This window comes from Stenotrophomonas sp. 10N36 (assembly GCF_056395005.1).
In genome coordinates this window covers 1-21,480 of record NZ_JBFTIS010000014.1, presented here as the reverse complement: position 1 = coordinate 21,480, position 21,480 = coordinate 1, and the positions used below count along the sequence as shown (strand labels likewise).

Genomic DNA, 21,480 nt, shown 5'->3' with positions numbered 1-21,480 from the left:
AGGGCACACCGATAACCGAAAAACAAACGGGCCGCGTCGACATGACGCGGCCCGTTTGTTTTCCGGTCACAGCCCGACCATCGGTCGGCTGCCTTGCGCGTAAAACCATCCCGTGACGTCGGGAAACACCCAGCCGGGCAGAGCCCGGCTCTACGACACGCCTACCGACCCTTGGTCGGCTGCCTTGCGCGTAAAACCATCCCCGCTTTGGCCGGTAGAGCCGACCGTTGGTCGGCTGCTTTACGCGTAAAACCATCGCGAGACGTCAGGAAACAGCCGGGCAGAGCCCGGCTCTACGAGACGCAACCTCAACCCGCTGCGCTGAGCGGATGCCCGTCGCTGGCCAGCTGCGGCCAGCGCTTGAGCACCGCCGCCCGGATGCCGGCGGCATCGATGCCGGCTTCGGCCAGCAGGTCTTCGCGGCTGGCGTGGTGCTGGAAGCTGTCGGGCAGGCCCAGGTGCAGGATCGACTTGAGCACGTCTTCGGCATTGAACAGTTCGGCCACGCCCGAGCCGGCGCCACCGGCCACCACGTTGTCTTCAATGGTGACGAAGCCGTCGTGGGTGCGTGCCAGTTCCAGCAGCAGGGCGCGGTCGAGTGGCTTGATGAAGCGCATGTTGACCACGCTCAAGCCCAGCGCACGGCCCACCGCTTCGGCGGCCGGCACGGTGCTGCCGAACGCCAGCAGGGCCACGCGGCTGCCCTGTACGCGCAGGTCGGCCTTGCCGATCTCCAGCGTGGACAGATCGGTGCCGGCGTCCACGCCGGTGCCGCTGCCGCGCGGGTAGCGCACCGCAGCCGGGCCGTCGAACGCCAGGCCGGTGCTCAGCATCTGCCGGCATTCGGCTTCGTCGGCAGGTGCCATCACCACCATGTGCGGTACGCAGCGCAGGAAGCTCAGGTCCAGGTTGCCGGCATGGGTGGCGCCATCGGGGCCCACGACGCCGGCACGGTCGATTGCAAACAGCACGTCCAGCTCCTGCACGGCCACGTCGTGCACCAGCTGGTCGTACGCGCGCTGCAGGAACGTGGAGTAGATCGCCACCACCGGCTTGGCGCCCTGCGTGGCCATGCCCGCAGCCAAGGTCACCGCGTGCTGTTCGGCGATGGCCACGTCGAAGTAGCGCTCCGGGTATTCCTTGCTGAAACGGACCAGGCCCGAGCCTTCGCGCATGGCCGGGGTGATGCCCACCAGCTTGGGTTCGGCGGCCGCGGCGTCGCACAGCCAGTCGCTGAACACATCGGTGTAGGTCGGCTTCTTGGCGGCGCCCTTGGACACCAGGCCCTTGTCCGGATCGAACGGCCCGACGGCGTGGTAGCCGATCTGGTCGCCTTCGGCACGCTCGTAGCCCTTGCCCTTGGTGGTCATCACGTGGAGCAGCTTCAGGCCCTTGAGGCCCTTGAGCGTCTTCAACGTGGCTACCAGTGCCGGCAGGTCGTGGCCATCGATGGGGCCGGTGTAATGGAAGCCCATTTCCTCGAAGAACGTGGACGGCACGAACATGCCCTTCCAGTGTTCTTCCCAGCGCTTGACGAAGCGCGCGGTGGGGTTGTTTTTCTTGTCGCCCAGGATCTTCTTGCCGCCCTCGCGCAGCGCGTTGAGCGTGCGGCTGCCGGTGGCGCGGCCGAGCATCTTGGTCAGCCCGCCAACGGCCTCGGAGATCGACATGTTGTTGTCGTTGAGGATCACCAGCAGGTTCGGTTCGCTGTCCATGCCACCGGCATGGTTGAGCGCCTCGTAGGCCATGCCGGCGGTCATCGCGCCGTCGCCGATCACCGCGACCACCTTGCGATCGTCGCCTTCCAGCTGGCGCGCGATGGCCATGCCGAGCGCGGCGGAGATCGAGGTCGAAGAGTGGCCCACGCCGAAGGTGTCGAACTCGCTCTCTTCGCGCTTGGGGAACGGCGCCACGCCGTCCTTCTGCTTGACGGTGTGGATCGCGTCGCGGCGACCGGTCAGGATCTTGTGCGGGTAGGTCTGATGCCCCACGTCCCAGACCAGCTGGTCCACCGGGGTCTGGTACAGGTAGTGCAGGGCCACGGTCAATTCGATCACGCCCAGCCCGGCGCCGAAGTGGCCGCCGCTCTTGCCGACCGATTCGATCAGGTAGGCACGCAGTTCGTCGGCGATGGCGGGCAGTTCGGATTCATCGAACCTGCGCAGGTCATCCGGTGACTGGATGCGCGACAGGCGGGGATAGCGGGCGGAATCGATCATGTTTATCGCGCTTCTTCTGAGCGCCTATTTTCCCCCCCAAACCGGGGTGGGGCAAGCAAACCGCCTTCGGAGTGACCAAACGGTGACGGGGCCTGCGTCAGTTGGTCGCAGGTCAGGCCGCCAGTTTGGAGCGTTTGGGCAGCTGCGCCTTCAGGAAGGCCATCTGGTCGGCCAGGATGTTGCGGTTGGACAGGATCATGTGTTCGATCCAGCTGGGCCGGTACGGCACGGCCAGCAGCGGCATGCCGGCCTGTTGCGGGGTGCGGTCGCTCTTGCGCGAGTTGCAGTGGAAACAGGCGCTGACCACGTTTTCCCACACGTCCAGGCCGCCCTTGGAGATCGGCATGACGTGGTCGCGGGTCAATTGCGGGCGGTTGAACTGTTGGCCGCAGTACAGGCACAGGTGCGCGTCGCGGGCGAACAGCGCTTGGTTGGACAGGTTCGGGGTGGGATCCAGCGCGCGCGAACGGGCGTGGCCACGTGCGGCGATGATCGGGTGCAGGTCCATGCCGCTCTGGATGCCGGTCAAGCGACTGGTACCGCCATGGATGTGCAGGCAGGGGTCGCCCAGGGTCCAGGCGACGGCATCACGCGCATACAGGCAGGCCGCATCCTGCCAGTTGATCCAGTCCAGGACCCGCCCGTGCGCATCCAGCGAGAGCAGGCGGACGCTGCCGGGCCGGTGCAGGGTGGCGATGGGCGACACTTCGTCGACCGGGGCGGACGAGGCTCCGGTATCGATCAGACCTAGGCGTGTAGTGTCTGTCTCCATCGGGAAAACAGCTTATACCGGAATGTTGACGTTTTGTGTATAGGAACGAACCAAAGGTTCGTTCCGGGTAGCAACCGACCGTTGGTCGGTTGGCCCCAAGTTCGTTCCGGGTAGCAACCGACCGTTGGTCGGTTGGCCCCAAGTTCGTTCCGGGTAGCAACCGACCGTTGGTCGGTTGGCCCCAGGTTCGTTCCGGGTAGCACCCGACCGCTGGTCGGTTGGCTTCCGGGCGTGGCACCGCCGTGGCCGCCGATGTGCCGATCAACGGTCGGCACCTACCCGGGCAGGCCTTTCATCCGCGGCCACTGCATGCCGATCCCCCAGGCACCATCCACACTCGATTGATCCACATCCCTGGCAGCCACCGACCGTTGGTCGGTGGCCCGGTCACCAATCAACCTTCCCCGAAATGCGCATCCGCCATCGCCATCAGCGGCGCGGCGCCGCTCTGGATCGCGGCGGCGTGGCTGAGCGTGCGCGGCAGCACGCGGGCGAAGTAGAACCGGGCGGTTTCGCGCTTGGCCTGCTTGAACGCCTCGCTCTGCGCGGAGGCGTCGGCGGCGGCAACGCTGCGTGCCCACCAGTAGGCCAGCACCACGTAGCCCGAATAGAACAGGTAGTCGAAGCTGGCCGCGCCCAGTTCCTCGGGATTGCCGGCCGCGCGCTGCAGGGTGGCCATCGTGAGCGTGCCCCATTCGGCGGCCTTTTCGCGCAGCGGGCCAATGAACTCGGCGAGCGCTTCGTTGCCTTCATTGGCCTTGGCGAACGCCTCGATCTCGGCCAGCATCAGCTTCAGCCCGGCGCCCTGGCTGGAGGCGGTCTTGCGCCCGATCAGGTCCAGCGCCTGGATGCCGGTGGTGCCTTCATACAGCGTGGTGATGCGCGCGTCGCGGGCCAGCTGTTCCATGCCGTGCTCGCGGATGTAGCCGTGGCCACCGAAGCACTGCAGGGCGTTGTAGGTGTTCTCGATGCCCCATTCGGTCTGGCAGGCCTTGGAGATCGGGGTCAGGAAGCTCACCAGGGTGTCGGCGCGCTCGCGCTCGCCGGCATCGTCGGCATGGTGGGCCACGTCGACCAGGGTGGCCGCGTGCAGGGCCAGCAGGCGGCTGCCTTCGACCAGCGACTTGATGGTCAGCAGCATGCGGCGCACGTCCGGGTGGACCAGGATCGGGTCAGCCGGCTTCTCGGGATTCTTCGGGCCGCTCAGCGAGCGCGACTGCAGGCGCTCGCGGGCGTACTTCAGTGCGTTCTGGTACGCACGCTCGGACAGGCCGATACCCTGCAGGCCAACGCCCAGGCGCGCGGTGTTCATCATGGTGAACATTGCCTGCAGGCCCTTGTGCGGCTGGCCGACCAGATAGCCTTCGGCGCCGTCGAAGTTCATCACGCAGGTGACCGAGCCCTTGATGCCCATCTTGTGTTCGATCGAGCCGCAGCGCAGCGCATTGCGCTCGCCGACCTTGCCCTCGCGGTCCACCTTGAACTTGGGGGTGACAAACAGCGAGATGCCCTTGGCACCGGCCGGGGCGTCGGGCAGCTTGGCCAGCACCAGGTGCACGATGTTGTCGGTGAGGTCGTGCTCGCCGGCGGTGATGAAAATCTTGGTGCCGGTGATGGCGTAGCTGCCATCGGCATTGGGTTCGGCCTTGGTCTTGAGCAGGCCCAGGTCAGTGCCGCAATGCGGTTCGGTCAGGCACATGGTGCCGGTCCAGCGGCCTTCGATCAGCGGCTTCAGGAAGGCCTCCTGCTGCCACGCTTCACCGTGCTGCTTGAGCGCTTCGATGGCGCCGTGCGAGAGCAGCGGGAAGTTGCCCCAGGCCAGGTTGGCGGCGTTGATCATTTCGTTGAGCGGCACGCCGAGGGTGTGCGGCAGGCCCTGGCCTCCCAGTTCCGGTGCTGCGGTGAGGCCGGTCCAGCCGCCGTCGACGAACTGCGCGTATGCCTGCTTGAAGCCGGGCGGGGTGGTGACCTCGCCGGTGGCCTGGTCGAGCACGCAGCCGATTTCGTCACCCACGCTGTTGAGCGGCGCCAGCACGGTGGTGCTGAAGCGGCCGGCTTCCTCGAGCACGGCGTCCACCACGTCGGAGGTGGCGTCGGTGAAGCCGAGGCGGGCGAACAGGGGTTCGACCTTGAGCACGTCATGCAGGGCGAAACGGATATCGGAAAGCGGTGCGGTGTAGCTGCTCATCGTCAGGTCTCGATCAGGTGCAAAGGGAGGCGGGCGGTGCGCGGGTCAGCGCAGCACGCCGGGCAGGCCGGGGGCCTGGTTGAGGGTGCTGCGGCTGTCGACATCGAAGCTGCGCTGTTTCTTTTCCTGCGGGGTGGCGCTGACCGTGCCCTTGAGCGAGTAGGCGAGGGTGCGGTTGCCGGCAAGGGCGTCGGCGACGACCAGGCGGGCGCCGGAGGCAGGCTGGAGCTGGAGGGTGACGACTTCGGCGGAGACGCCGCCGATGGACACGGCCGGTTTGGCGGTGAGGGTGCCGGCGTCTTCATCGCCGACCTTGAGCGCCAGGCTGAGGTCATTGAAGACCATGGGCATGGAGCTGAAATTCTGCAGGCGCAGGGCAACATCCCACCCGCCGTCGGCGCGCACGGTGAGCTGCTGGACGCTGGCACCGGGGGGCGAGACGCGCTTGACCACGCCACTGTTGCAGGCGGCAAGGGCCAGGGTGCTGCCGGCGACAAGTGCGACAAGCAGGGCGGTACGGAAGCGGTGGTACATGGGCGCAATCCTCGAGCAGGTGCCGCGTGGGCCAAAGCATACTACGGCGTATGGTGGTTGTGCTGGCTTTGGGTTTTGGTGGGTGCAGGGTAGGGGGTTTTTGTTTCGAAGCCGAAGCCAGAGCCAGAGCCAGAGCGTCGGCTTGGTGGGGGGCGGGCGTGGGTGGGTTGGCGGGACACGCTGCAAGTCCCGCTCCGCGGCCCGGCCCAGCCGCTGGCGGCTGTGCGTTCAGTCGCATGCGAGGCAGTGCCTCGCAAGCAATGCGCCTTCACCCATGTAAGCTCGTTCGCGCCATCCATGGCGCTCTACGGTCCCGCCAACCCACCCACGCCCATCCTTCCAGCCATGGTCGGCGCGTAGGTGAGAGCAAGAGCAGTGGGTCGGGGGGGAGGAGGGGGTAGTGCCGAGCGTTGCTCGGCACCTACGCCAACCCCAACCCCAACCCCAACCCCAACCCCATACCCCATACCCCATACCCCATACCCCATACCCCATACCCCATACCCCATACCCACCTCCCACCTCGATCCCTCCCTCGGCCCTCCCACCGTCAGCACACAGCCTCAAAAAGGCCAGCGCTTTTCCCCTGCGCACCCGTTCACTGTCGGGGGTCGGGGCGGGTGGGTGTGCGGGACCCTCCACCGCATGGATGCGGTGGCGGAGCTTACATGGACGTACTTGCAGCGTGTCCCGCGCACCCACACGCCCCGGCCTAGCCAGCGCAACACGCACACCAAAGCTCCGGCTCTCGCTCCGGCTCTGGCTGTGGCTCTTAAGAGCTCTTAAAAGCTCTTAAAAGCTTCTAATAAATAAAACGACCCCCAACCCCGTAAAGTCAGACCGGAACAAAAGCGCGGCCAATCACCGGGCGCAGTGGCGGAACACGCACGCCGGTGCATCTGGATTGTTCAGGGGGGTACGAAACATCGCCGCTCATGTTCACTTTCACGGGGAAGTATCCATGCGTTCGTACAAGTTGCAGCCGTTGGCCCGCGCCATCCGCGGAGGCCTGATGGTGTCGGTGCTGGGCATGGTCACGCCCGCCCTGGCCCAGCAGGCCAGTTTTGATATCGCCGGGGGGCGTATCGAAGAAGCACTGCCCGAGTTTGCGCGCCAGGCCGGCATCCAGATCATCAGCCCCGCCGCAGGCGAAGGCGGCATCGCCGTCTCCGCCCTCAAAGGCCAGATGGACGCCCGCCAAGCCCTGACACAGCTGCTCGCCGGCACCGGGCTCAGTGTCGCCTCCGATGATGGCCGTACCATTACATTGCGCGCCGATCGCCCGCTGCTCGCCTCGCTGGGCGGCACCGCACTGCTCGCCGCCCAATCTTCGGCCACCACTGTCGCCCCCGAGCCCGCGCCGCTCGACGCCGCACGCAGCGCCCCGGTCACGCTCGACTCGGTCACCGTCGTCGGCACCCAGATCAAGGGCGCCAAAAGCGCCGCCCTGCTGCCCGTCGCCACCCTGCAGGCCGAACAGATCGAAGCCACCGGCGCGGTCTCCGGCGACGAGCTCTACCGCGCCATCCCACAGATGGGCGACGTCTCCTTCAGCGGCACCAACGGCGGCAACAGTTCCAACTATGCGCGCGGCGACATCGCCTCGGTCAACCTGCGCGGGCTCGGCGTCGGCAACACCCTGCTGCTCATCAACGGCCGCCGCACCGTCGTGCATCCCACCAGCCAGGCCGACGGCAACCTCGTCCCCGTGCTCACCTACAACGCCAATACCGTCCCGGTCGCCAACCTGCGTCGGGTCGAAGTGCTGCTTGACGGCGCGGCCGCCATCTACGGCACCGACGCCGTCGCCGGCGTGGTCAACAACGTCCTGCGCGACGATGTCGACGGCGGCACCATCAGCGTCCAGCGCGGCATCGGCGAAGGCACCAACCTGCGTGACATCGGCATCAACGGCCTGGTCGGCAAGAACTCGCAGGACCTGCGCAGCAACGTCACCTTGGCCTTCAACTACTACGCCACCACCGGTCTGAACTCGCTCGACCAGGACTGGACCCGCAGCGCCGACCGCGCCCCGGACTTCGTCGGCACCGCGTTCGAAGGGCTGAGCGGCACCGACAACCGCAACAGCAACAGCCCGTGGGGCAACTTCACCGCGATCGGCCCGCGCGTGCGCCAGGGCAGCACCTTCCTCACCACCGCCGCGGGCGCGTTCCACGTGCAGCCGCTCACCAACGACGGCTGCAACGCCACCGTGGCCGATGGCCTGTGCGTGCAGTCCGGCAGCAAGGCCACCGCCGGTGCCGACCGCAACCTGCTGGACAACCAGCAGGCCCAGTTCCCGCTGTCGATCACCCCCGACGTGCACCGCGTCAACCTGTTCCTGACCGGCAAGCATGACTTCGAGAACGGCATCACCGCCTTCGGCGAAGCCGGCTGGTATCAGTCCAAGGCCCGCAGCCTGCAGTCCGGCGTGAACACCATTGCCGCACTGCCGATGACCGTGGCGGCCAGCAACTACTGGAACCCGTTTGGCGCCACCACGCTGCCCGACGGCAGCGCCAACCCCAACCGGCTGGCCAACCTCAACGTGGCCGCCGGCGGCATTCCGGTCAGTATCAGCAGCTACCGCTTCGAGCGGCCCACCCAGATCGACGTCAAGAACACCCAGGTGCGTGCGCTGGGCGGCCTGCGCGGCGTCCACTTCGGCTTCGACTGGGAAACCGCGGCGCTGTATTCCAAGGCCAAGGTGGTCGATACCCAGGACGCGGTCAGCATGACCCTGTTCCAGCAGGCGCTGACCGATGCCACTTCGGCCGCCTACAACCCGTTCTGCGGCGGCTGCAACGACTACGGCAAGCTGGACCGGTTCTTCTACAAGGCCACCCGCACCAGCGAAACCGAGCTGTACCTGTGGGACCTGAAGGCCTCGCGCCCGGACCTGTTCCGCACCTGGGCCGGTGACGTGGGCATGGCCACCGGTCTGGAAGTGCGCCGCGAAACCCAGCGCGACGACCGCGACGCGCGCGTGGACGGCAGCATTACCTATACCGACAGCATCACCGGCGTCAGCTACCCCAGCGACATGTACGGGGTGAGCCCGACCCCGGACACCGAAGGGTCGCGCACCGTGGCCGGCCTGTTCGCCGAGTTCTCGGTACCGCTGGTGTCGCGTGAGATGTCCATTCCGCTGGTGCGTGCACTGGACCTGCAGGTGGCCGGGCGTGCCGAGCACTACAGCGATTTCGGCAGCGTCACCAAGCCCAAGCTGGCCCTGGGCTGGACCGTGATCGACGGGCTTACCGTGCGCGCGTCGTGGGCCAAGGGCTTCCGTGCGCCGAACCTGGAGCAGGTCAACGCCACCGTGGTCAGCCGCTCCAACACGCGCACCGACTACATCCAGTGCGAAGCCGACGTGCGCTCCGGCGCACTGGCCTCGATCAATGCCTGTGGCAGCACCTACCGTTCGTCCACCACCGCGCGGCGCTCGGGCAACCCGGACCTCAAGCCGGAAACCTCGACCAACACCAGCGCCGGCATCGTGTTCCAGCCGCAGTTCATTCCCGAAGACTTCGGTCGTTTCACCTTCGCGGTGGACTACTACAAGTACGAACAGGAAGGCATCATCGGCCTGTTCGGCGAGGGCAACGGGCTGATCCTGGACTATCTGCTGCGCCAGCAGGGCAGCAGCAATCCGAACGTGGTCCGCGCCGCCCCCACCGCCGATGACATCGCGCGCTTCGCCGGTACCGGCCTGGATGCTGCCGGCAAGGTGCTGTATGTCACCGACCAGTACGTCAACATGCAGCCGCAGACCGTGCGCGGCGTGGACTACAGCGCTGCCTGGAGCTCGCCGGACACCCGCATCGGCCGGTTTGACGTGGGCATCAACGGCACCCGCCTGATCGAGTTCTACCGCGACCGCTCGCCGGCGCTGCAGGCCTTGGAAGACGCCAAGGCGACCGGCCTGGTCGATCCGTCGATCGCGATCACCGGCGGCGGCGACCTGATCGGTGACGGCGGCAACCCGCAGTGGAAGTGGAGCGGCACGCTCACCTGGCGCTACCAGAACCTCAGCTTCGGGGCGAGCGCGCGCTATGCCAGCAGCTACCACGAAACCAGCCTGACCGTGGCCGATGGCACGCCGTGGACGGTGAAGTCGCAGACGCTGGCCAACGCCTACGTCAAGTACGACTTCAACCGCGAGGGCCTGTTCAACGGGGTATCGGTCAAGCTGGGGGCCAACAATATCGCCGACAAGCGGCCGCCGGTCTCCGATGACAGTTATGGTTACTCCTCGGCGGTATACCAGGCGTACCCGCGCTACTGGTATGCCAGCGTGACCAAGGCGTTCTGATCCGCAGGTAGTTCCTTACATCGCTGCCCGGCCACTGCCGGGCAGCGCAGCAGGAGTTCAAATGGGCGCAACATTGGCAGCAGAGCGTGCGTTGTGGTTGGCCGAGCATGTCCTGCCGTGCGAGCGGGGCCTGCGCGACTGGCTGCGGCGGCGCATGGCGCATGCGCAGGACGTGGACGATGTGGTGCAGGAAACCTACGCGATCCTGGCGGCGATGGCCGACGTATCGCACGTGCGGCAACCGCGCGCCTACGTCTACCAGGTGGCGCAATCGGTGGTACTGCAGCAGGTGCGCCGCGCCCAGGTGGTATCGATTGAAATGGTGGCCGAGTTCGACCGGCTGCCGATCACCGGTGAGGACGCCTCACCGGAACGGCTGGCGTCTTCGCGCCAGGAACTCAACAAAGTCACCGCGCTGATCGCGCAGTTGCCGGACAAATGCCGCCAGGCCTTCATCCTGCGACGGGTCGAGGGATTCTCGCAGCGCGAGATCGCCGAGCGCATGCAGATCAGCGAGAACACGGTGGAAAAGCACGTGTGCAAGGGTATTCGGTTGTTGATGGAATCGATGAAACAGGAAGCGGGTGATGCAGGGTCCACAGGGAAACCGGACAGCACGGAGGCAGTTCATGCACGGCGCCGTTGACACCAACCCGATCGATGACCAGGCCGCGCAGTGGGTGGCGCGCGAGGATCGCGGTGCGCTGGCCCCGGACGAGGTGGCCGAGCGTGACCTCTGGCTGGCCGCCGACCGCCGCCATTTCGGCGCCTACGCACGCGCCCACGCGGTGTACGCGCGAACCGGACGCGCGCGCGCGTTGGGCAGTGCCGAGCGCGTGCCACACACCCGCTCAAGCGGCCCACGGCCGCGGCTGCAATGGGCCATGGGCCTGGCGGCCACGTTGTGCCTGCTGGCGCTGGGCGTGCACGAGCACAGCGATGCCGGGGACTACCACGTCACCCGCAAGGGCGAGATTCTGCGGGTGCCGTTGGCCGATGGCTCGGCGGTGACCCTGGATTCGGGCGCGGCGGTGCGTGTGCACTACACCGGGACGCGGCGCGAGATCACCCTGCTGCGCGGCGAAGCCCTGTTCGACGTGGCCAAAAACCGGGCCCGCCCGTTCGTGGTGACCGCGCGCGATACCGCGGTGACCGCGGTGGGCACCAGCTTCTCGGTGAGCCTCAACGAACAACGCACGCACGGGGTGGAAGTGCTGGTGCGCGAGGGCATCGTCGATGTCGCCACGGCCACCGGCGCGGTGGCCCCCACCCGGCTGCAGGCCAACTACCGTGCACTGGCCAACCGCACCCATGGCATCCGCATCGAGAGCGTTGCCCATGATGACCTGGACCAGCAGCTGGCGTGGCGCGAGGGCATGCTGTCCTTCAACGGCGACACGCTGTCGGTGGCCGCTGCGCAGTTCCTGCGCTACAGCGACGTGCGCATCATGATCGACGACCCGCTGGTCGGCAGCCGTCGCATCGTCGGCCTGTACTCGGCCAACGATCCGCTCGGCTTTGCGCGCAGCGTCGCGCTCAGCCTGGGCCTGGAGGTGGACCAGCAGGGTAACGATGTCTGGCTGCGCACGCCGCACAACGCCTTCCACAGCGCGCCGCGCTCACTGCAATGAACCGGGATGCCCGAATGACTGCCACTGTTTCGCGTGCGCGCCCGCTGGCGCTGCTGACCGCCCTGTTGCTGGCCAGTGGCCAGGCCTGCGTGGTGGCCAGTGCCGCCGACAACGACGTGCTGATCCGCAACGCGATAGTCTTCGACGCCACCGGGCGTGCGCCCTATGCGGCCAGTGTCCTGGTGCAGGACGGTCGCATTGCGGCGATCGGCACCGATCTGAAGGCACCGGCGCATACCCGCCAGGTGGATGCGCGGGGCCAGGCGCTGCTGCCGGGCCTGTTCGACCTGCACACCCACTGGACCCCGAACGCCGAGCCGGCGACGCTGCCGCAGATCGCCAACCGCTACCTGGCTGCGGGCGTGACCACCGTGAGCGATTTCCACCAGCCACCGGAGGCCTATGCGCCGCGGCGCGCATGGCTGCAGAGCATCGCCGCGCCGGATGTGAAGTTCGCCGCGCGCATGAGCACGCCGCTGGGTCACGGCGCCGACTGGGGGGATGAGAACACCACCCGCTGGGTCAACTCGCCCGAAGCGGCCACCGCGGCGGTGAAACAAGTGGCGGCCTACAAGCCGGACTTCATCAAGGCGTTCACCGACGGCTGGCGTTACTCCAACGCGGCCGACAACAGCAGCATGGACGAAGAAACCCTGGCCGCCCTCGTGGAGGAGGCGCACCGCCAGCAGTTGCGCGTGTTCACCCACACGGTGATGGTCAAGCGTGGCAAGACCGCCGCGCGTGCCGGGGTGGATGCACTGGCGCACAGCGTGCAGGACGGCCCGGCCGACGCCGAGCTGATTGCCCTGATGAAGCAGCACGGCACCCGTTACTCGCCGTCGCTGGCGGTGTACCTGCCCGAGCGCGTGGATGGCAGCGGCAAGGCCCGCGCCGGCACCGAGGCCTACCGCCAGCGCGAGGCGAACTTCGCCAATGCACTGCGCAACGTCAAAACCCTGCACGATGCCGGCATTCCGATCGTGCTGGGCACCGATGCCGGCATGACCGGCACCCCGCACGGCGCGTCCACTCTGCGCGAGCTGGAACTGTTCGTGCAGGCCGGGCTTACCCCGACCGAGGCCCTGCTGGCCGGCACCCGCGCCAGTGCGGAAGCGCTGGCCCTGGACGACCGCGGCAGCATCGAGGTCGGCAAGCGCGCCGACCTGCTGCTGGTCACGGGCAAGCCGTGGGAGCGCATTGGCGACATCCGCAACACCCAGCAGGTCTACGTGGCCGGGCGCCAGGTGGTGGGCAAGGGCGTGCAGCTGCCGGCGGGCAACCGCGCCGCGTCGCTGCCGCCGCTGCGCATTGGCGCGCTGGTGGATGACTTCGAGCGTGCCGACCAGCGCACCGCGCTGGACACCCTGCGCAATGACGATGCCGACGGTGGCAACGACCGTACCGTGCAGGTCACCGACGTGATCGATCGCGATGGCGGCGGCAAGGCGCTGTCGATGCAGGCCCGGCTGTCGAGCAAGGACGACGCCTACGCGGGCGTGATCCTGCCGCTGACGCGCGGCTCGGTGGCCCCGGCCGAGCTGCGCGGCTGGAAGGGCGTGCGCGTGGATGTGCGCGGCGATGCCACGTTGCGCCTGGAAGCGCGCGGTCTGCAGGGCCGCCGCTGGGCCGCGCCGGTAACGACCAATGGCAGCTGGCAGACCGTGGAGATCCCGTTCCATGCGCTGCAGGGCCAGCGGCCGCACCGCGCCAAGGGGCCGTTGCCCGTCTGGCGCGGCGATGACGTGCAGCAGCTGGTGTTCACCGGCACCGGCGACGCGGGCGCGAAGATCTGGTTCGAGATCGACAATGTCCGGTTCTACTGACGTGGTGCGGCGTCGTGCACGGGTTGCGCTGGCAGTGCTGGCCTGCATCGTGGGCCTGCCTGCAGGGGCCGCCGATGCCTCCCGTGACGTGCTGGCGGCGGTGGATGCCTACGCCACGCGGCAGGCCGAGGTGGGCCAGCAGCTGTGGGCACAGCCGGAACTGGGCTACCTGGAAACCCGGTCATCGGCACTGCTGCAGGACGAGCTGCGCAAGGCCGGTTTCCGTATCGAGGCCGGCGTGGCGGGCATGCCTACCGCGTTCGTGGCCCGCTACGGCAAGCGCGGCAACGGACCGGTGATYGCGCTGCTGGCCGAGATGGATGCCTTGCCCGGCATGTCGCAGGCGGCGTTGCCCAGCCGCAGCCCCATTCCCGGCCAGGACGCGGGCCAGGCCTGTGGCCACAACCTGTTCGGCGCCGCGGTGGTGGGCGCCGCGCAGGCCGTGGCGCAGTGGCTCGCGGCCAGTGGCCACGACGGCGAAGTGCGCGTGTATGGCACGCCGGCCGAGGAGGGCGGCAGCGGCAAGGTCTACATGACCCGCGCCGGCCTGTTCAACGACGTGGACGTTGCGCTGCATTGGCACCCGGCGGCGGCCAACTCCGCCGCACAGGGCACCAGCCTGGCCAACATCAGTGGCAAGTTCCGCTTCAAGGGCATCGCCGCGCACGCGGCGCTGGCCCCGGATCGCGGGCGCTCGGCGCTGGATGGCGTGGAAGCGCTCAACCACATGGCCAACATGATGCGCGAGCACGTGCCCGACGGCACCCGCATCCATTACGTGATCAGCAACGGCGGCGCCGCGCCGAACGTGGTGCCCGATGCCGCCGAAGCGTACTACTACGTGCGCCACGTCGACCCGGCCGTGGTGCGCGATGTGATCGACCGCCTGCAGCTGGCCGCGCGCGGTGCGGCGATGGGCACCGGCACCGAGGTGGTGTTCGAACCTACCGGCGGGGTGTACTCGCTGCTGCCCAACGATGCGCTGGGCCGCGTCATGCAGGCCTCGCTGCAGCAGGTGGGCGGCGTGGTGTATGACGCGGCCGACACCGCGTTCGCCACCCAGCTGCAGCAGACCCTGAAGCAACGTCCTGCCTTGGCCGCTGCGGCCACGCTGGAGCCGTATCGCGACGATCAGGCCGGGGGCGCATCCACCGATGTGGGCGATGTGAGCTGGAACGTACCCACTGTTGGGCTCAGCACCGCCACCTGGGTGCCTGGTACGCCAGCGCACAGCTGGCAGGCGGTGGCGGCCTCGGGAGCGCCGATCGGCACCAAGGGGGCGCTTACCGCGGCGAAGGTGCTGGCGCTGACCACGGTGGCGTTGTTGCAGTCGCCACAGACCGTGACGGCGGCGAAGAACGAATTCGCACAGCGGCGGGGCGCGCAGTTCCGTTATGTGCCGCTGCTGGATCGCACCGCACCGCCGCTGGATTACCGCGTGCGCGCGAAGGACTAGGCAGGCACGGCGCCGCTCAATCGAGCGGCGCCATCACTTTCAGCGGGGCCAGGTCGTAGCCCATGGCTTCGGCCTTGGCCTTGATGCTGTCGAACTGCGTGGCGTCCATGCGCGGCGAGCGCGACAGGATCCACAGGTATTTGCGGTCGGGGTCGCCCACCAGTGCCCACTGGTAGTCCGGATCCAGTGCGATCACCCAGTAGTCGGCCCACACCAGCGGCACCCACGCCAGCCAGTCGGGGACGAAGCGCACCTGCAGCTGGCCCGGCGCGCCCTCCACCGGGCGTGCCACGCCTTCGGCGGCGATGCGCTCGCCATCGGCGGTGCGGCACGCGTTGTGCACGCTGATGCGGCCGTCGCCGCGCAGCGCGTAGGTGGCGGTGATGTCGCCCACGCACTTCTTCTGGAACGACACCGGCAGATGCGCGATCTCATGCCACTGGCCCGCGTACCGGCCCATGTCCAGGGCGGGCACCGAGCGCACGGGTTCGGCCGCCCACAGCGATGTGGCTGCAGACAGGAGAAACAGGGCAAGACACGGGCTGATGATGCGCATCGACGGCACTCCGGAACGGTCGCCCGAGCTTAGGGGCAGGGCAGGGGTGAGGTGTGAAGTTTCTGTCATTTGCGGGCGCGGCCAGAACAGCGCCTTGAGAGACGCGACGGCCAGGAGGACGTATCGGCCCCATTGGGCTGGCGGTGATACGCGCAACGCGGGCATCGCTTCCGACACGTTGCGTTTGAGTTCCGCGCAGTGCGGTCTAGAGGCTGCGGACGAAGGCCTTCATGGTTGCCTGCCAGCGCACCTCATCCGATCGGAAGTCCAGGCGCGCGCCGTCGCTCGCGCGGGTGACGTAATGAAGGTCTGCCACTGTATTCACGTCGCCCGGGTGCGACGGCAGCCAGAACACCAGCGTGTCCGTTTTCGCCGACCACGCATGCACCAGGTCCCACTCGATCTCCTTGCGGACGATCTCGAACAGCGCGGCCGTGTTGCTTACGGTCCAGCCGGCATCGTGCAGGTGCGTCCTCAGTTCGATCATCCAGTCGCGCGCGTGCATCTGCGTCCTCGCAGGAAAGGGATCCGTGCAGATTCCGTACAACCGCACAAAGAAAAAGAGCCCGCATTTCTGCGAGCTCTTCTTTGAATCATGGTGGCCGAGGACGGAATCGAACCGCCGACACGGGGATTTTCAATCCCCTGCTCTACCAACTGAGCTACTCGGCCACTTCATCGCTGCGTTGCCGCTGGCGAGGACGCGAATAATACGGAGGTATGCAGGGTTCGGCAAGCGTTTCGCGAAAAAAATTTCACATTTGTTGCCAGGCCTCGCGCGAAGGCCTGCAAGTGCTTGATCCGGCGTGCCCGTACGCGGTTGCCGTGCGCATGAACATCGGTTCAGTCCGCACCTCGCGCGCTGCGCTCAGTGCGTGTCGTCGGGCATGCACCACAGCAGCACGATGCCGATGGCCATGATCACCGCAGCCAGCAGCAGCGATGCCTGGTAGGAGCCACTGTCGCGGGCGAGGGTGCCGGCCAGCGCCGGGGCCAGGATCTGCGCCACGCCGTAACTCAGCGTCAGGTTGGCCATCGCCTTGGCGGGGTTGCGCGGGTAATGGCGGCCGACCACGGTGAGGGTGAGGCTGACGATGCCGGCGAAGGTGAGGCCGAACAGCACGGCGCTGCCCAGCCCGGCCAGCAGCCCGTCGTCCAGCAGCGGCAGCACGAAGGAGACGGCCTGCAGCGCGAAGGCCAGCATCAGCGCACGGATCAGCCCCAGCCGCGCCGCCAGCCGGTCCCAGCCGAAGGTGGAGGGCACGGCGGCCAGCCCGACCAGCACCCAGACCGCGCTGCCATGGCCGTCAAACACGGCGGTCTGTTCCAGGATGGCCACGATGAAGGTGGCGCTGACCACGAAGCCGAAGCCGGCGCAGAAGTAGGCGGCGACCAGCAGGTAGCGCCAGCGACGGCCGGGCGGGGTGGGCGCGGTGCCCGTGGCCTGGGCAGATGCCGCCGCCGGCGCAGGCATCCACGCCCAGGCCGGCACCAGGAACAGCAATCCCAAGGCGGCCAGCCAGATCCATTGGCCACTGGAACTGGCATGCCCGGCCAGCGCAGCGGTGGCCAGCCCGGACACCGCGATGCCCAGCCCCAGCCCGGCAAAATGCAGGCCCAGCCGCGGGCGCAGGCCCTGTGCCAGCAACCAGTTCAGCACCAGTCCCGAGGCCAGCAGCAGCCCGGCCGTGCTGGACAGGCCCGCCACGAAGCGCAGCAGGCTCCATAGCCAGGGCGTAGTGGTGAGCCCCATCAGCCCGGTGGCCAGCACGGCCAGCACCAGGCCGACCCGGTAGAAGTGGAACTTCTGCCGCATGTCGCCCACCCGCGCCACCAGCAGCGTGCCCAGCAGGTAGCCCAGGTAGTTGAACGTGGCCAGCCAGCCGCCTTGGGCAGCGCTCAGCCCGGCGTCCACCCGCATCAGCGGCAGCAGCGGGGTATAGGCGAAGCGGGCCAGGCCCACGGTAAGCACCAGCGCGCAGATGCCGGCGCCGATGACCTGCCAGGGGCGGCGTGCGGGCGCAGCAGAGGGGAGGACGGACATGGCGGCAGGCAGAAGGGGGTTGGCCCATCCTCAGTGCACGGGGCCTGACTGTCTTTCGATAGAATGACCCATCATGTCGACCAAGCGACAATCCCGGCCGTCCACACAGGTGCCGCCCTGGCGCGAAGTACCGGTGCCGGCGTTGCGGCAGCTGCCGTGGCCGGTGGTCGCGCGCAGCCAGCAGCTGGCCGCCGGCGAGCGCTTTCCACCGCACGCGCATGCCTGGAACCAGCTGGTGTTCGCCACCGACGGCGTGCTGCAGGTCAGTGCGGCGCACGCGCGCCATGTGATCACCCCGCAGCAGGCCCTGTGGGTCCCAACCGGCACGCTGCACCACACCGGCGCCCTGGGCGCGGCGGCCTTCCGCAACCTCTATGTGGCCGACGACGCGGCGCTGGGCATGCCCGACCATTGCGTGGTGCTGGAGGTGTCCGCACTGCTGCGCGAACTGATCGTGGAACTGGACCGCACCACCGCCGACCACGATCCGGACTACTACCTCACACTGTGCCGCCTGATCACCACCCAGCTGCGCCGCCAGCCGCGCCACCTGCTGCACCTGCCGTGGCCACAGGATGCACGCCTGCAGCGCTGGTGCCAGACCCTGCACGACCACCCCGGCGACGAGCGCGACATGGCGTACTGGGCCAACCGGCTGGGTGCATCGACGCGCACGTTGGCGCGGCACTTCGAGCGTGAGACCGGCATGACCCTGCGCGCGTGGCGTACGCGGTTGCGCCTGCTGCGTGCGATCGAATGGCTGGCGCAGGGGCGTTCGCCCACCGTGATCGCGCACGAACTGGGCTATGCATCGGCGTCCGCGTTCAACTACATGTTCCGGGTGGAAATGGGGATCAGCCCATTGCAGTGGCGGCGAACACGCTGACCGTCGCACACTGTCGGGCTACCCCTGCACACGCTGGAGCACGGCAATGCCCGATTGGAACGCACTGGACGATGCCTACGGCAGCGCCGCCACCGTGGGCGCGATGCTGGAGGACCTGGATGCGGGCACCGGCGAGGTGGACTGGGATGTGCTGTGGTCACACCTGTGCCACCAGTCCACGGTGTACTCGGCCAGCCTGCAGGCGCTTCCCTATCTGCTGCGTGCCGCGCTGAACGCGGTGCCGGCGCAGCGGATCGAGCCGTTGGTGCTGGCCGGCGCCATTGTCAGCCATGCCGACAGCGCGCCGGTGCAGGTGCCGGGCCATCCGCAGCTGCTGCCGCTGCTGCAGCACTGCACCGCACAGACCCTGCGCGAGGTTGCCCAGGACGACCTGCCCGACGCGTCGTTCCTGCACCTGCTGCAAGCCCACCTGGCGTTCGGTGGGGAACGGGTCTGGTCGCGCGCGTTGGCCGGGGTGCTGGAAGGCGAACTGTCGGGCGTGTGCCCGGCCTGCCAAACCGATCTGTACATCGTCATCGACCCGCCGCCGGCCTTCGTCACGCACGAGGAATGGATAGGGGGCGGGGCGGTGCGTACGGCGGTGATCGAAGCGGCGGCCGGTGATCCGGCCTCCGAGTCGGAGCGCTGGCTGCTGGAGATGGCACGCGCGCACCGCGACGGATTCGTCGACACGCTGCGGTTGCTGTTCGGCAGCTCACGCTGTACGCAATGCGAGGCACCGTTCGAACTGCGTGAGGCGGTGCGGTTGGACGGCTGAGCCCGGTGTCGGGTGCGCGCGTCGGCTACTTCGCCAGCGGGCAGGCCAGGCTGACCAGCCGATCACCGTCGAAGCGCGCTTCGATGATGCCGTCGCCTTCCTTGAACGCCTGCCAGTGCGCCAGTGCCGGGGCACCGGGCAGCGGGTCGCCCAGGTGGAAGTACACCTTGCCGCGGGAGTCGCCGGGCCGGACGTGTGCGCAACCGATCGCCGGCGTGGCCATCTCCCCGCAGTCACCCTGCAACAGGCACAGCCGCGTATGGCACAGGCCACTGCCCGACCAATGGCCCTGCGCGGCCAGGCAGCCCGGCTCGGTGGCCAGCACCACCCACAGGCCCAGACCAAGCGCGGTGGTGGCCGACATCAACAGCAGCAGATAGCGCGCGGCGTTGGCGCGAACGTGGTGGACGAGGGCGATCATCGCGCCATGATGCGCCACGCGGCATCCCGGTGGCCATGGCAGGCTGGCAGGCGGCGGCCAGTGGAATGCTGGTGTCGCATCGGTACTGCCGATGCAGGCGGGGCAGGGGCTGGCGGTGCCGCGCGGCCAGCGCACGGATGGAACGCTGTTTTACCCCCACCCCAGGCACCTCGCCAACGACTACCGTGAGCACACACTGTCATGGAGTTGCCCATCGATGAACGACATCACCAACACCCGCGTGGTCCTGGCCTCACGCCCGCAGGGCGAACCGGTTGCCGCCAACTTCCGCCTGGAGCAGGCCGCCGTGCCGACGCCGGGTCCGGGCCAGGTGCTGCTGCACAACCGCTGGCTGTCGCTGGATCCGTACATGCGCGGTCGCATGGAGGAGGGCGCCTCGTATGCCGCGCCGGTGGCCGTGGATGCGGTGATGGAAGGGCGCACGGTGTCGGATGTGATTGCGTCCAACGATCCGCGCATTGCGGTCGGCGCGCAGGTCGTGGCCACGGGCAACTGGCAGACCCACGCGGTGGTGGACGGAGACAGCATCACCCGCACACTGGGCGACACCGGCTTGCCGGTCAGTACCGCGTTAGGTGTGTATGGCATGCCCGGTTTTACCGCGTATGCCGGCCTGCAGGAGATCGGCAGGCTGCAGCCCGGCGAGACGCTGGTGGTGGCCGCCGCCAGCGGCCCGGTCGGCGCCACGGTGGGGCAGATCGCCAAGCTGCAGGGCGCGCGCACGGTGGGCATTGCCGGTGGCGAGCAGAAGCGCCGCTATCTGGAAACGCTGGGGTTCGACGTGGCCCTGGACCATCGTGCCGACGACTTCGCCGCCCGACTGCGCGCGGCGGTGCCCAATGGCATCGACGTGTACTTCGAGAATGTCGGCGGCCACGTCTTCGAGGCGGTGGTGCCGCTGCTCAACGACTTCGCGCGCATTCCGGTGTGCGGCACCATCGCCACCTACAACGCGCGTGGCGCGGTGCTGCCAGGGCCGGACCGACTGCCGGGCTTCATGAGCCAGGTGCTGCGCCAGCGGCTCACCGTGCGCGGCTTCATCCAGTCCGATTTCCACGCGCTGTTCCCGGCGTTCCTGACGGACATGGCGCGGTGGTTGCAGGAGGGCAAGGTGCAGTACCGCGAAGACATCGTCGAGGGCCTGGCGCAGGCACCGGAGGCATTTTTCGGCCTGCTCAAGGGGCGCAACTTCGGCAAGCTGGTGGTCAAGCTGGACTGAGCGGTGCGGTGCGCGGGCAGGTGCGTTCGAGCGCAGCGGCGTTGCCATGGCCCACACGGGTCCGTGACCGGCGCATCACCCCGCGCTGGCTAGGCTGGCAGCCATCCCCGTGACACAGCCACAGCGAGTACCCAGCATGACCAGCAACGACAAGCAGCAGGGCCAGCAGGAAGGCACCAAGGAAGCCCAGCAGGACCGCAAGCAGGACGAAGTGGCCAAACAGCGCCCGGGCCAGACCGACCAGGCCATCCATGACGCGGAAACCCGGCGTCCGGAGCGCAAGGACCAGGGCGACGATTGACGGGGTTGCAGACGGGCTGCAACGCCCAGTGACCCGCGGCTGCTGAGGTCACTGGGCGGGAACCGGGACAATCCGCGCGCCAAATATCTCCGAAGTGACGTAGTGCAGCAGCTCGACCTGGCCGTCGGTGACGCCTGTGATATGGAATGGACGAGAGAGTGTGTCGGCGACCTGGATGGGGGTCATGGTGTTGCTGGAGATGGTGTACAGGTAGATCAGTGTGTCCCGGGGAGGAAGCGACTCCACCTCGGCTGCCGTCAGGCCTTCGGTGTCCAGCGAAGGGAGGTCGGCCTGCCCGATGAGATGGTTGTTGTCG

The 21,480-nt window shown here is 68.0% G+C and carries 18 protein-coding genes and 1 tRNA gene; 9 read left to right on the top strand and 10 right to left on the bottom strand.

The features are described from left to right. Positions 1-308 precede the first annotated feature (308 nt). The 4 genes from dxs to AC1DCJ_RS13830 all read right to left on the bottom strand — a co-directional run bounded on the left by dxs (position 309) and on the right by AC1DCJ_RS13830 (position 5,713). Complete coding sequence (gene dxs, locus AC1DCJ_RS13845; RefSeq protein WP_137191679.1) at positions 309-2,219, bottom strand: 1-deoxy-D-xylulose-5-phosphate synthase; 1,911 nt, start codon at positions 2,217-2,219, stop codon at positions 309-311. A gap of 112 nt (positions 2,220-2,331) precedes the next feature. Continuing rightward, the gene (locus AC1DCJ_RS13840) at positions 2,332-2,991 is read right to left on the bottom strand and encodes an HNH endonuclease (protein WP_038687333.1); all 660 of its coding nucleotides are present in this window, start codon (positions 2,989-2,991) and stop codon (positions 2,332-2,334) included. A 394-nt stretch (positions 2,992-3,385) separates the two neighbouring features. Then, positions 3,386-5,179: an acyl-CoA dehydrogenase C-terminal domain-containing protein gene (locus AC1DCJ_RS13835; protein WP_478071220.1), complete on the bottom strand. Its 1,794-nt coding sequence runs from the start codon at positions 5,177-5,179 to the stop codon at positions 3,386-3,388. Between the two features lie 45 nt (positions 5,180-5,224). Then, on the bottom strand, positions 5,225-5,713 hold the full coding sequence (locus AC1DCJ_RS13830; protein WP_137191677.1) for an LEA/WHy family protein: 489 nt from the start codon (positions 5,711-5,713) through the stop codon (positions 5,225-5,227). Between the two features lie 961 nt (positions 5,714-6,674). Here AC1DCJ_RS13830 and AC1DCJ_RS13825 point away from each other — a divergent pair. From AC1DCJ_RS13825 to AC1DCJ_RS13805, 5 genes are all read left to right on the top strand, one after another. Next, positions 6,675-10,028 (top strand): TonB-dependent receptor, encoded by a 3,354-nt coding sequence (locus AC1DCJ_RS13825; protein ID WP_478071219.1) that lies wholly within the window; start codon positions 6,675-6,677, stop codon positions 10,026-10,028. A 61-nt stretch (positions 10,029-10,089) separates the two neighbouring features. Next, positions 10,090-10,674 (top strand): RNA polymerase sigma factor, encoded by a 585-nt coding sequence (locus AC1DCJ_RS13820; RefSeq protein ID WP_038687339.1) that lies wholly within the window; start codon positions 10,090-10,092, stop codon positions 10,672-10,674. After that, positions 10,658-11,659, top strand: a complete 1,002-nt coding sequence (locus AC1DCJ_RS13815) for a FecR family protein (protein WP_428711143.1) — start codon at positions 10,658-10,660, stop codon at positions 11,657-11,659. Before AC1DCJ_RS13820 ends, AC1DCJ_RS13815 begins: the two co-directional genes overlap by 17 nt. 14 nt (positions 11,660-11,673) lie before the next feature. Further along, positions 11,674-13,482, top strand: coding sequence for an amidohydrolase family protein (locus AC1DCJ_RS13810; RefSeq protein WP_478071218.1), 1,809 nt, complete (start codon positions 11,674-11,676; stop codon positions 13,480-13,482). Beyond that, positions 13,466-14,938, top strand: a complete 1,473-nt coding sequence (locus AC1DCJ_RS13805) for an amidohydrolase (protein WP_478071217.1) — start codon at positions 13,466-13,468, stop codon at positions 14,936-14,938. Before AC1DCJ_RS13810 ends, AC1DCJ_RS13805 begins: the two co-directional genes overlap by 17 nt. Positions 14,939-14,954: 16 nt before the next feature. On the opposite strand, the gene AC1DCJ_RS13800 is transcribed toward AC1DCJ_RS13805, so the two are convergent. The 4 genes from AC1DCJ_RS13800 to AC1DCJ_RS13785 all read right to left on the bottom strand — a co-directional run bounded on the left by AC1DCJ_RS13800 (position 14,955) and on the right by AC1DCJ_RS13785 (position 17,538). Next, positions 14,955-15,494 carry a lipocalin family protein gene (locus AC1DCJ_RS13800; protein WP_137189988.1) on the bottom strand — a complete coding sequence of 180 codons (540 nt, stop codon included), beginning with the start codon at positions 15,492-15,494 and terminating at the stop codon, positions 14,955-14,957. Between the two features lie 205 nt (positions 15,495-15,699). Continuing rightward, positions 15,700-15,999, bottom strand: a complete 300-nt coding sequence (locus AC1DCJ_RS13795) for a hypothetical protein (protein WP_478071216.1) — start codon at positions 15,997-15,999, stop codon at positions 15,700-15,702. 91 nt (positions 16,000-16,090) lie between these two features. Beyond that, positions 16,091-16,166, bottom strand: a tRNA-Phe gene (locus tag AC1DCJ_RS13790). Positions 16,167-16,362: 196 nt separating this feature from the next. Next, positions 16,363-17,538: a YbfB/YjiJ family MFS transporter gene (locus AC1DCJ_RS13785; RefSeq protein ID WP_478071215.1), complete on the bottom strand. Its 1,176-nt coding sequence runs from the start codon at positions 17,536-17,538 to the stop codon at positions 16,363-16,365. Between the two features lie 73 nt (positions 17,539-17,611). Between AC1DCJ_RS13785 and AC1DCJ_RS13780 the strand changes: the two genes are divergently transcribed. Both AC1DCJ_RS13780 and AC1DCJ_RS13775 read left to right on the top strand, forming a co-directional pair. After that, a complete protein-coding gene (locus tag AC1DCJ_RS13780; RefSeq protein WP_478071214.1) occupies positions 17,612-18,424 on the top strand; it encodes an AraC family transcriptional regulator in 813 nt (270 codons plus the stop codon). A 46-nt stretch (positions 18,425-18,470) separates the two neighbouring features. Next, on the top strand, positions 18,471-19,202 hold the full coding sequence (locus tag AC1DCJ_RS13775; protein ID WP_448136206.1) for a hypothetical protein: 732 nt from the start codon (positions 18,471-18,473) through the stop codon (positions 19,200-19,202). Positions 19,203-19,227: 25 nt separating this feature from the next. Here AC1DCJ_RS13775 and AC1DCJ_RS13770 read toward each other — a convergent pair whose 3' ends face one another. Then, positions 19,228-19,623, bottom strand: coding sequence for a hypothetical protein (locus tag AC1DCJ_RS13770; protein ID WP_448136205.1), 396 nt, complete (start codon positions 19,621-19,623; stop codon positions 19,228-19,230). 217 nt (positions 19,624-19,840) lie between these two features. On the opposite strand from AC1DCJ_RS13770, the gene AC1DCJ_RS13765 reads away from it, so the two are divergent. Together AC1DCJ_RS13765 and AC1DCJ_RS13760 are read left to right on the top strand one after the other, a co-directional pair. Continuing rightward, positions 19,841-20,863 carry an NADP-dependent oxidoreductase gene (locus AC1DCJ_RS13765; protein WP_478071213.1) on the top strand — a complete coding sequence of 341 codons (1,023 nt, stop codon included), beginning with the start codon at positions 19,841-19,843 and terminating at the stop codon, positions 20,861-20,863. 136 nt (positions 20,864-20,999) lie between these two features. Further along, positions 21,000-21,164, top strand: coding sequence for a hypothetical protein (locus tag AC1DCJ_RS13760; RefSeq protein ID WP_181393970.1), 165 nt, complete (start codon positions 21,000-21,002; stop codon positions 21,162-21,164). Positions 21,165-21,212: 48 nt separating this feature from the next. On the opposite strand, the gene AC1DCJ_RS13755 is transcribed toward AC1DCJ_RS13760, so the two are convergent. Further along, the coding region (locus tag AC1DCJ_RS13755; protein WP_478071212.1) for a hypothetical protein at positions 21,213-21,480 on the bottom strand (268 nt) is incomplete at its 5' end.

Bases quoted from the DNA above. Each gene is read 5' to 3' on its own strand.
- dxs (WP_137191679.1), bottom strand. From the start codon at position 2,219: ATGATCGATTCCGCCCGCTATCCCCGCCTGTCGCGCATCCAGTCACCG.
- AC1DCJ_RS13840 (WP_038687333.1), bottom strand. From the start codon at position 2,991: ATGGAGACAGACACTACACGCCTAGGTCTGATCGATACCGGAGCCTCG.
- AC1DCJ_RS13835 (WP_478071220.1), bottom strand. From the start codon at position 5,179: ATGAGCAGCTACACCGCACCGCTTTCCGATATCCGTTTCGCCCTGCAT.
- AC1DCJ_RS13830 (WP_137191677.1), bottom strand. From the start codon at position 5,713: ATGTACCACCGCTTCCGTACCGCCCTGCTTGTCGCACTTGTCGCCGGC.
- AC1DCJ_RS13825 (WP_478071219.1), top strand. From the start codon at position 6,675: ATGCGTTCGTACAAGTTGCAGCCGTTGGCCCGCGCCATCCGCGGAGGC.
- AC1DCJ_RS13820 (WP_038687339.1), top strand. From the start codon at position 10,090: ATGGGCGCAACATTGGCAGCAGAGCGTGCGTTGTGGTTGGCCGAGCAT.
- AC1DCJ_RS13815 (WP_428711143.1), top strand. From the start codon at position 10,658: ATGCACGGCGCCGTTGACACCAACCCGATCGATGACCAGGCCGCGCAG.
- AC1DCJ_RS13810 (WP_478071218.1), top strand. From the start codon at position 11,674: ATGACTGCCACTGTTTCGCGTGCGCGCCCGCTGGCGCTGCTGACCGCC.
- AC1DCJ_RS13800 (WP_137189988.1), bottom strand. From the start codon at position 15,494: ATGCGCATCATCAGCCCGTGTCTTGCCCTGTTTCTCCTGTCTGCAGCC.
- AC1DCJ_RS13795 (WP_478071216.1), bottom strand. From the start codon at position 15,999: ATGCACGCGCGCGACTGGATGATCGAACTGAGGACGCACCTGCACGAT.
- AC1DCJ_RS13785 (WP_478071215.1), bottom strand. From the start codon at position 17,538: ATGTCCGTCCTCCCCTCTGCTGCGCCCGCACGCCGCCCCTGGCAGGTC.
- AC1DCJ_RS13780 (WP_478071214.1), top strand. From the start codon at position 17,612: ATGTCGACCAAGCGACAATCCCGGCCGTCCACACAGGTGCCGCCCTGG.
- AC1DCJ_RS13775 (WP_448136206.1), top strand. From the start codon at position 18,471: ATGCCCGATTGGAACGCACTGGACGATGCCTACGGCAGCGCCGCCACC.
- AC1DCJ_RS13770 (WP_448136205.1), bottom strand. From the start codon at position 19,623: ATGATCGCCCTCGTCCACCACGTTCGCGCCAACGCCGCGCGCTATCTG.
- AC1DCJ_RS13765 (WP_478071213.1), top strand. From the start codon at position 19,841: ATGAACGACATCACCAACACCCGCGTGGTCCTGGCCTCACGCCCGCAG.
- AC1DCJ_RS13760 (WP_181393970.1), top strand. From the start codon at position 21,000: ATGACCAGCAACGACAAGCAGCAGGGCCAGCAGGAAGGCACCAAGGAA.